Here is a 1,652-nt window from a genome sequence, read left to right on the forward strand (position 1 = left end):
GCATTTCGAGGAAAGCGAGTTCACATGACCGGAATTACGAATGCGGGGTCGAACCGCATGGTTCTGCTCTCGGGTCGTGCTCATCCGCAGCTGGCACAGGACATCGCACGTGAGTTGGGAACCGAGCTGGTCCCCACCGACGCGTACGACTTCGCCAATGGCGAGACGTATGTGCGATTCGGCGAATCGGTGCGTGGTGCTGACGCGTTCCTCATCCAGGCGCACCCGGCACCCATCAACCAGTGGATCATGGAACAGTTGATCATGCTGGACTCGCTCAAGCGGGCGTCGGCCAAGTCCATCACCGTGGTCAGCCCGTTCTACCCGTACGCCCGTCAGGACAAGAAGCACCGCGGTCGTGAGCCCATCTCCGCGCGCCTGCTCGCGGACCTGTACAAGACCGCCGGGGCTGACCGTGTGATGTCCGTGGATCTGCACACCGCGCAGATCCAGGGCTTCTTCGACGGTCCTGTGGACCACCTCATGGCCATCCCGCTGCTGAGCGACTACGTGCGCTCCGTGGTGGACGAGTCCAACGTGACCGTGGTGTCCCCGGACACCGGCCGGGTGCGCGTGGCCGAGCAGTGGGCCGAGCGTCTGGGCGGTGCACCGTTGGCATTCGTGCACAAGACACGCGACATCAGCGTTCCCAACCAGGCCGAGTCCAAGCAGGTCGTGGGTGACATCGAGGGCCGCACCTGCGTGCTCATCGACGACATGATCGACACCGGCGGAACCATCACCGGCGCTGTCCGCGTGCTGCGGGACAACGGCGCCAAGGATGTCATCATTGCCGCCACTCATGCGGTGTTCTCGGACCCCGCCGTGGAGCGACTGGCCAACTGCGGTGCCATGAAGGTTGTCGTCACCGACACCCTGCCGGTTCCGAAGGAGCACCAGTTCGAGAACCTCGAGGTCATCTCGATCGCACCGTTGATCGCGCGTGCCATCCAGGAAGTCTTCGAGGACGGCTCGGTGACCAGCCTGTTCAACGGCCGGTCCTGACCCGCATGATCCGCGTCCGGTTCCCCTGAACCGTGACATGAAAAAGCCACCCGCCGGAATCCGGCGGGTGGCTTTTTCATGTCTGGCGGGTGGAACCCTTAGCGGGTGACCCACACGTGGTTGGTCGCGGAGGACCAGCGCACGGTGTAGCCCTTGGAGAAGCGCTGGTGCACTTGGTTGCCCACGCGGTACTCGTCGGTCACGGGGAACCCGTAGCCGCGCTCATGACCGCGCTTGCTCCAGAACTTACCGATGGCCCCATACTCCTTGATGGTGTTGGAACCGGTGGACGGTGTCCACATGACCTTGTGGGTGCGGCCGGTGGCCGTGGTGAAGCTCTGGTAGGCACCGCCGGAGATGGAGCGCTCTTCCGTGGACGGGAAGCCCAGTCCGCGCTCGCGACCGGTCTGCACGAACTTGTTGCCGATGCTCGAGGTGTTGCGCACCATGTGGGCACCGGTACGCGGGTGCCAGTACGCGGTGGCCTTCACGCCGTTGCGCACGAACTCCTGGTAGCGACCACCCGAAGCGGCAGCGCGCTCCGGGGTCACGGCCTGGCCCCACTTGGCGGCACCGCCGGTGGCGCGGTAAATGGAACCGATACCGCCGCTCACCGAGTAAGACTGGTTCACCGCATTGGTGCTCGG

2 protein-coding genes are annotated in these 1,652 nt (G+C 64.6%); one reads left to right on the top strand and one right to left on the bottom strand.

The features are described from left to right. Positions 1-24 precede the first annotated feature (24 nt). On the top strand, positions 25-1,005 hold the full coding sequence (locus tag Q4E95_RS06810) for a ribose-phosphate diphosphokinase (RefSeq protein WP_303382600.1): 981 nt from the start codon (positions 25-27) through the stop codon (positions 1,003-1,005). Between the two features lie 98 nt (positions 1,006-1,103). On the opposite strand, the gene Q4E95_RS06815 is transcribed toward Q4E95_RS06810, so the two are convergent. Then, on the bottom strand, positions 1,104-1,652 hold a 549-nt coding region (locus tag Q4E95_RS06815; RefSeq protein WP_368660316.1), incomplete at its 5' end, for an LGFP repeat-containing protein.

This window comes from Kocuria sp., from assembly GCF_030536815.1.
Lineage (GTDB): Bacteria > Actinomycetota > Actinomycetes > Actinomycetales > Micrococcaceae > Kocuria > Kocuria gwangalliensis.